At 38.5% G+C, this 8,297-nt stretch carries 7 protein-coding genes; 5 read left to right on the forward strand and 2 right to left on the reverse strand.

Features of this window, described 5'->3' with window-relative positions:
• The 3 genes from AC1DSB_RS10460 to AC1DSB_RS10470 form a co-directional block, all read left to right on the forward strand.
• Nucleotides 1-334: cbb3-type cytochrome c oxidase subunit I (locus tag AC1DSB_RS10460; protein ID WP_477586682.1), on the forward strand; the 334-nt coding region annotated here is incomplete at its 5' end.
• Nucleotides 335-511: 177 nt separating this feature from the next.
• On the forward strand, nucleotides 512-4,126 hold the full coding sequence (locus tag AC1DSB_RS10465) for a dynamin family protein (RefSeq protein ID WP_477586683.1): 3,615 nt from the start codon (nucleotides 512-514) through the stop codon (nucleotides 4,124-4,126).
• A 4-nt stretch (nucleotides 4,127-4,130) separates the two neighbouring features.
• The gene (locus tag AC1DSB_RS10470; RefSeq protein ID WP_342541682.1) at nucleotides 4,131-4,949 is read left to right on the forward strand and encodes a sulfurtransferase; all 819 of its coding nucleotides are present in this window, start codon (nucleotides 4,131-4,133) and stop codon (nucleotides 4,947-4,949) included.
• A 55-nt stretch (nucleotides 4,950-5,004) separates the two neighbouring features.
• On the opposite strand, the gene AC1DSB_RS10475 is transcribed toward AC1DSB_RS10470, so the two are convergent.
• A complete protein-coding gene (locus AC1DSB_RS10475) occupies nucleotides 5,005-5,229 on the reverse strand; it encodes a DUF2187 family protein (protein WP_016427358.1) in 225 nt (74 codons plus the stop codon).
• Between the two features lie 209 nt (nucleotides 5,230-5,438).
• Between AC1DSB_RS10475 and AC1DSB_RS10480 the strand changes: the two genes are divergently transcribed.
• Nucleotides 5,439-6,884, forward strand: a complete 1,446-nt coding sequence (locus AC1DSB_RS10480) for a DEAD/DEAH box helicase (RefSeq protein WP_477586684.1) — start codon at nucleotides 5,439-5,441, stop codon at nucleotides 6,882-6,884.
• A 64-nt stretch (nucleotides 6,885-6,948) separates the two neighbouring features.
• On the opposite strand, the gene AC1DSB_RS10485 is transcribed toward AC1DSB_RS10480, so the two are convergent.
• A complete protein-coding gene (locus tag AC1DSB_RS10485; RefSeq protein ID WP_477586685.1) occupies nucleotides 6,949-7,848 on the reverse strand; it encodes a diacylglycerol/lipid kinase family protein in 900 nt (299 codons plus the stop codon).
• Between the two features lie 79 nt (nucleotides 7,849-7,927).
• On the opposite strand from AC1DSB_RS10485, the gene AC1DSB_RS10490 reads away from it, so the two are divergent.
• A partial coding sequence (locus AC1DSB_RS10490) for an SRPBCC domain-containing protein (RefSeq protein WP_477586686.1) occupies nucleotides 7,928-8,297 on the forward strand: 370 nt, incomplete at its 3' end.

Raw genomic sequence — 8,297 nt, forward strand, 5'->3', positions numbered from 1 at the left:
GGGCATGTATATGTCCATGGGGCATGACTATACGCTCAAAGGCGTCCATGTTCACATCAGTTTATTAGGTTGGGTTTCATTTGCACTAGCGGGACTCATTTATTATTTATTTCCAAAAGCGGGAAATCATACGCTTGCCAAAGTTCATTTTTGGGCATCTAACATCGGCCTGCTACTAATGATGGTTGGCCTGTCTACACTCTTACTCAGCGGAGCAGAGCAGGCAGTAACATTTATTTCAATAGGTGCTACGCTAGTCGTAATCAGCGTTATCCTGTTTGCTTTCAATGTTTTAATGAACGTCAAGTTTCCAGTAATAACAGTGAAAGAGTAAATGAACAGAAGAAAGACCGGTGCGGAAATTCCGTTACCGGTCTTTTCGTGTTCCTGGACTTTCATGTATCATAGAAGTCTTCTCCATAAATTCGCAACAACTTACATTTCTACAAGATGCGACAGTTTTAAACATGATATGATAGACATAGTTTTTGATAAAGGAGTTCAACCAAGAATGCATTCATTTGAAGATCAAATTAATCACCTATTACAAGAAACGGCAAGAGCCTATACATTATTTAAAGAAGTAGACGATGTGGAACGAATGAACAAAACGAATTTGTTCTCACAAAAATTAATGAACCGGGAATTTACAATTGGTTTTGCAGGTCACTTTTCTGCGGGCAAGTCGAGTATGATCAACGCATTGACGGGAGAGCAACTCCTTCCATCCAGTCCCATACCAACAAGCGCGAATATCGTTAAAATACATAAAGCAACAAACGATTTTGCCATTGTGTATATGCAAGATCAACAACCAGTTAAATTTTCGGGAGATTATGATTTTGAAACGGTAAAAGAATTTTGTAAGGATGGACATGCAGTTTCGCAAATTGAAATTGGACATGAATCTTCGGTCCTACCTGAAGGAATAACGGTCATGGATACACCAGGAGTTGATTCTACTGACGATGCACACCGTATGTCGACAGAATCATCGTTACACTTGGCAGATATCGTTTTCTATATGATGGACTATAACCACGTCCAATCAGAGTTGAACTTTGGGTTTACAAAACAACTTATGAAATATAACGACAATCTCTATTTGATTGTAAATCAGATTGATAAACACCGTGAAAATGAGTTGACGTTTACGCAATTTAAAGAGTCTGTACACGACTCCTTCAAGGCATGGGGCGTAATACCAAAAGATATCTTTTTCACTTCTTTAAAAGATGCCAATCATCCTTACAACGACTTTACCGAAGTTCGGGAAATCGTGATGTACAGCATGAATAATTGGCAAGACCAATTAGTGAAGTCGTCGACCAATACATTAATCAAATTACACGATGAACATCTTGAATATTTAACGGATGAAATAGAAGAGTGCCAGTCAACTTTCGCCAACGTACTATCTGAGGATGAATGGGAAGATAAAGAAGAAATCAGAAAGACGGCCGCACACTATCAAAACCAAGCAAAATTACTTAGTTCTAAAGCGTGGTCAGATAACTTTGAAGCCAATCGAAAAAATTTACTGGATAATGCCACCATGATGCCATACGAGTTACGAGACAAATTAAAGTCGTATTTGGAAGCAAAACAAGAAAACTTTAAGGTTGGCCTATTCTTCAGTGGGAAGAAAACGGAAGAAGAGAGAAATACTCGTGGACAGCTTGTCGAAAAAGAATACGATACGGTCATACAATCTCAAATTGCCGGACATATGCGTTCATTAATGAAACAGTCTTTAAAAGATGTGGGCTTATTGACTGATGAACAATCACTGGCAATTGATCAGATGGAATTCCATCCAACTTTACAAATTATAGAAGAACAAATTCAAAAAGGGTCACTGGTTACCGCTGATTCTGTATTGAATTTTGCTAACCGAGTTACAGATGCGACGAAAAAATGGTTCATCCAACAAACCGATGGCTGGAAAAACGTGCACGCAAAAGTTATAGAGGACTTACCAGAAGATGATTTTGGTCAAGCTGATTCTAAATCTCGTGCCTATCAAGAAAAATTATTAGCGATTGAAACGCTGGAACAATTGCATAAACAGCATGTAGGTTTCACAAAAGAATGGGACAACCCTTCAAGAAATACGAATAGTAACTCTGCTGAGTTGGTGAAAAAATGGGTGCAAAATCATGAGTTGGCTGAACAACAAATGGTACCTTTTGATTCTTCCATGATTGTCGAAAAAGACACGGAAGATAATGTTATGGAACATCCGTCTGACAGACCGGAAACTGCAGGTATTGCAGTGAATGATACACTGTCACGTGCGAAATACATTGCCAATCAGATTGAACATATCCAAGGCTTCTCTGAGGTTGCACAGTATCTGCAAACTAAATCTCAGCGTCTTGAGAAACAGGACTTTACCATTGCCTTATTCGGGGCTTTCAGTGCAGGCAAATCGTCGTTCTCAAATGCTTTAATGGGGGCAAATGTGTTGCCAGTTTCCCCAAATCCAACAACTGCCGCAATAAATAAGATTCGTCCCGTCACTGAACATAATCCGCACGAAACGGCTGATGTAAAGCTGAAAACGAAAGATCAATTTTTTGAAGATGTTGCTTCTTCATTCCATGCTATCGGAATCAATGTCGTTTCTTTAGATGAAGCGTACAAAAAGGCGAACGATATAGAAAATATGACGTTAGAAAACGAAGGCTTGCAAGTACACAAAGCATTCATTCGTGCTTTTAAAGAAGGGTATTCTACGTTCAAAGAACAACTTGGTGAAACTTTGCGCGTAAATAGAGATGAATTTGAAGCGTTTGTTGCCCAGGAAAACAAGAGCTGTTTTGTCGATACCATTGATTTCTACTATGATTGTCAGTTAACGAGAATGGGGGTCACTCTGGTGGATACGCCAGGAGCAGACTCTATTAATGCACGACACACAGGCGTGGCATTTGAATACATCCGTAATGCGGACGCTATTCTTTTCATTACGTATTATAATCACGCATTTGCTCGTGCTGATAGAGAATTTTTGATTCAGCTTGGTCGCGTGAAAGATGCATTTGAATTGGATAAAATGTTCTTTATCGTAAACGCCATTGACTTGGCTGCAAACGAAGAGGAAGCAAATGATGTCAAAAATTATGTGACGAATGAATTGCAACGATTTGGTATACGCTTCCCACGAGTATATGGAGTTTCGAGCCTTCAAGCGCTAAAAGAAAAAGAAGAGTCGGTTCAATTGAATTCAGGAATGGAAGTTTTCGAACAATCTTTCCAACAATTTTTATCCGAAGATTTAAAAGCGATGGCTGTTCAAGCACTCGCTGAAGAAACAGAGAAAACAGTTGCCCGATTGGCTTCCTTGATTGAACAAACTGAAGTCAATCTATCCAGAAAAGAAGAACGGTTGCAGGAACTACGTCTGTTGGAACAAAAGATCCGTCAACGTTTTACGAGTTCAGCTGCAGGAGTAATCACGAAAAATTCCTATCAGGAACTGGACGAATTGCTTTACTATGTATTGCAAAGAGTCTATTACAGATACCCTGACTTCTTTAAAGAATCGTATAACCCGTCTGTTTTTTCGAACAAATCATCAGCAGAAGCACTTGATTTTGCCTTGAAAGAAACACTTGCCATGTTAAGTTTTGATTTTGAGCAGGAAATGCGTGTGACGAATTTCCGTTTAAATCAATGGATTGGCAAAGCACTGCAACAACGAAAAAAAGATGAAATGCATGAACTGAAAGAAAGCAACAACAGTTTTTCGTTTATGCCGTATGAAATAGCGGAAGCAAAACTGCTTGATTTTGAAGGACCTTTCGAGGATTCAACTAAGTATTCACATGTGAAGTCACATTATAAAAACAATAAATCTTTCTTCGAGAAAAATGAAAAAGAAAAGCTTAGAGATGAATTGCAGGATGCAACAAAACCGGAAGCTGAGAAATATTTAAATACTCAAAATGTCCGCATGAGAGATTGGGCTAGAGGTGTAATTGATTTGGAAGCAGAAGGATTAAGACAACATTTACTCCGTGAGTCACTGCAACAACTTGACTCTGAAAGAGCGGCAATGCAAGAAGGTAGCCGCCTTGAAGAGTGGAGAGCTGTGTACAAGAATTTATCTGAAGGGGAATGAGCTGATGGGTAAAGTTTGGAAGTCTGCAAAAGAACTGAAAGAATCTAATTTGAGGTGGATTGATACTCGCTTTTCACTACAAGATCCTAATGCTGGCAAAAAGCTATATGATAAAGGTCATATAGCTGGTGCCATCTATCTCGATCTTGAAAAAGATTTATCGGATATGAATAAGACAAATGGACGTCATCCACTGCCTGATAAAGAAAAGTTGAAATATCTTTTTGAATCAAATGGTTTACAGTATACAGACCATGTCGTGATTTATGACCAAGGCGGAATGCCCTTTGGACCGCGAGCTTACTGGATGTTTTGTTATGCAGGTTTCCCACAAGTAACATTGGTGAAGGAAGGCTATGAAGAATTGGTTGAACTGGGTTTAGAAGTGTCAACTGAAACATCGTCATACCCGGCTTCGACATTAAGCCTTCAGTGGAATGAAGACATTCTTTCGACTCGCGAGCAAGTTAAAGTAGTATCGGAGACGTCAAATGGTGCTCTTCTGGATGCCCGATCAGCAGAAAGATATGCAGGCATTCATGAGCCGATTGATTCAGTAGCTGGTCATATTCCGAATGCGAGAAATTTGGACTGGGAACTGTTGAAAGAAGATGGTCGTTTTAAAGAAGCWGTCGATGTTATATCGGAAGTAGAAGCGGTTGTTAAGCAAGATGAAGATATCACTGTGTATTGCGGGAGTGGAGTAACTGCAGCACCTCTATATGCAATGCTTAAAGAAGCGGGATATCCAAAAGTGAAATTATATGTAGGCAGTTATAGTGACTGGATTACTGCTTATCCAGTGGACAATAAATTGACTTAGCAAAAATTAAATAATCAACAAAAAAACGAAGAGCAATTTGCTCTTCGTTTTTGTATTATGAGAATACTTTATAATTTTTATGTGATACTACTGTTAAAGTTGATGCGGCACCAATTTTTTTTGCGTCTTCTTGAGAAATTTCAACGATGCAAGAATTTTCAAGGATTTTGAAGATAGCTCCTTCAACTTCTACATCACGACGAACGAATGTGATTTTTTCACGAATTCTTCGTGCTTGTACAAATTCGGATACTTCTTTTTCATGTTTTTGGAACGTCATCTGAATTCCCCATTTCTATAACACTGATGTCATGTCGAATACAAACTACTCGAAACAAGTCGAAAGATTCTTATGAAAATTTGTCGTATTATGAAGTTATTATGTATCTATTATAACATAGTTTTCTGTTTTAATCTATCACACCCGATTCATTGGTATACTTAAGATACAAAGAAGAGTGGACAACTCTTAAATAAAGGGAGATTTTAATGACAAACACACAATTTAAAGATTTTGGTATTTCAGACGACATAATTCGCGCACTAGAAGGTCTGGGATTTACATCCCCAACAGAAGTGCAATCAAAAGTGATACCTACAGCACTATCAAAGCGGGATGTTTCAGTTAAATCTCAAACAGGAAGTGGTAAAACAGCTGCTTTTGGTATTCCAATTTGTGAGATGGTGGACTGGGATGAAAACAAACCACAAGCTTTAGTATTAACCCCGACACGCGAATTAGCTATGCAAGTTTCTCAAGATATCATGAGTTTTGGTCGTTTTAAGCGTATTAAGGCTACGGCGATTTATGGGAAACAGCCATTCGCTTTTCAACGCACTGAGTTAAAACAAAAATCACATGTTGTTGTGGGAACCCCAGGTCGAGTCATGGATCACATTGAGCGCCATACACTTGATTTAAGCAAAATTGAAATTCTTGTCATTGACGAAGCGGACGAAATGTTGAGCATGGGCTTTATTGAATTGGTCGAGTCCATAATCAGTCACTTGCCAAAAAAACGATTAACGATGTTGTTCTCGGCAACACTTCCAAAAGACGTGGAAAAACTATGCCATAAATATATGGACAATCCGGTGGACATCGAAATTGAAAAAACAGAAAGTGTAAACCAACAAATAGAGCACTCTGTATATATCGTAAAAGAAGCAGAGAAATTTGCGATGCTGAAAGAAATTACGATGGTTGAAAATCCAGATAGCTGTATAATTTTTTGCCGTACGAAAGATAACGTCGATCAGTTGGTGGACTTACTGGATGATGAAGGCTATACAGTCGATAAAATTCATGGCGGGATGGAACAAAATGAGCGTTTCGATGTAATGAATGACTTCAAACGTGGGGATTTCCGCTATTTAATCGCTACTGATGTTGCTGCTCGAGGAATTGATATTGACCGTATTACGCATGTCATCAATTACGATATGCCTTTGGAAAATGAAAGCTATGTTCATCGTACTGGTCGAACAGGTAGAGCAGGCGAAGTCGGAAAAGCAATTACACTTGTTACACCTTACGAAGATCGATTCCTTGCATCGGTTGAAAAGTATATTGGTTTTGACATCCCGGTGAAAGATGCGCCTTCAAAAGAACAAGTAGTTAGAGCGAAAGCTGCATTTAAACAAAAAATGAATGAACAACCTGAAATTAAAGTGGATAAGAAAGAACAATTAAATGAAGATATTACGAAATTGTATTTTAACGGCGGGAAGAAAAAGAAAATCCGTGCTGTGGACTTTGTTGGGACCATTGCAAAACTCGATGGAATGACTGCACAAGATATCGGCATCATTACCATTCAGGATAATGTTTCTTATGTGGAAATATTGAATGGTAAAGGACCGCTCGTATTGAAGCAAATGAGAAACACGACAATCAWAGGAAAACTGTTAAAAGTTCATATCGCTAACAAATAATTAGATAATAATATTATGTAAACTAAAAATAACGAAAAGCAGTTGCCAAAAGGCAGCTGCTTTTTTAATTGTTCTTATTCGGCACCAAAAATCGAACGAATTTTGGCTTTACTGTTATTTCAACAGGCGTTTCTAAATAAATCTCTCCGTCAGTATCCACTTTTTTCGGTTCATCGGTACGAATCACAATATGTTTACCGGTATAATGGGTGACATTCTTTAAATCATCCGGCATTATATCTGGTTGATTTAATGAAAACCATTCACGTATGGCTGCCATAGTTGACGCTTGTATGAGCACCAMATCCAATTGTCCATCTCTGGGATTAATGATGTCGAGAGGAAAGCGATGGGTTCCGATGGATTTTCCATTCATAACGAGTAACATGACAGCTTCTTCATTATACGTAGTGCCATCAATCTCCAAATGAATAGAAAACGGTTCACTTTGACTAAACGTTTGTAAAGCACTCATGAAATAGCTTAGCTTACCGTACTTGTCTTTGAGATCGGGATTAATGTTCTCGGAAGCGTCGGCAATTAATCCTATTCCAGCGAAGTTCATAAATAAGCCATCATTTATTTGTGCTGAATCTACATCTTGAACGACTCCGGTAACAATTGCTTCAGCTGCTTCTTTAAGAAAAGGCGGGATGTCTAATGTACGTGCAAAATCATTGCAAGTCCCTCCAGGAAGTAAACCGATGATAGGGAGTTTTTCAATCTTTTCTAATACTTGAACAGCTGTATGCAGCGTTCCATCTCCACCCATTATAAATAAAACATCCGCATACGATGCGTCCAAGCATGCTTGTTTAAACTCGTCAGGAGATAATGTTTGTACAATGGTCAGTTTGTGACAATGGGCCGCAATAACCGGAACGACAAGTGATAAAGCTTCTTCATCAGAGTCCTGTCCAGCTTGCCCATTAAATAACAGAACGCCATGATTGAAACGGGACATCTTTTCACCTTCTCTTGAAGTATAATATTGATAAAATCATATGAAATTACTTTAACATACTTAGTGGGAGTGAAAGAAATTGTCAAACCAAACTTTTGTTTATACCACGTATATCCGAACCAACCCGGAAAGACTTTGGCAAGCACTGACAAACAGTGAAGATACCGAGCGCTATTTCTTTGGTAGTAAACTTCAATCATCTTGGAAATTGGGAGAGAATGTTTCTTTTTTTAGAGCAGAAAAACTGGATGTAACAGGTGAACTTGTGGAAGTCATTCCCTATGAAAAGCTGTCGTATACGTGGTCAGCTACTGAAGATCCTACTTTACGTAATGAGCCCTCAGTCGTTACATTTTCACTAAAAGAGATGGATGATACAGTGAAACTTACGCTCATTCACTCGAATTTAGCGGAAAGTGATATAGTCGATGCATCAGATACTTTTTGGG

The sequence above is a fragment of the Paenisporosarcina sp. P4_E4_2 genome (genome assembly GCF_056401595.1).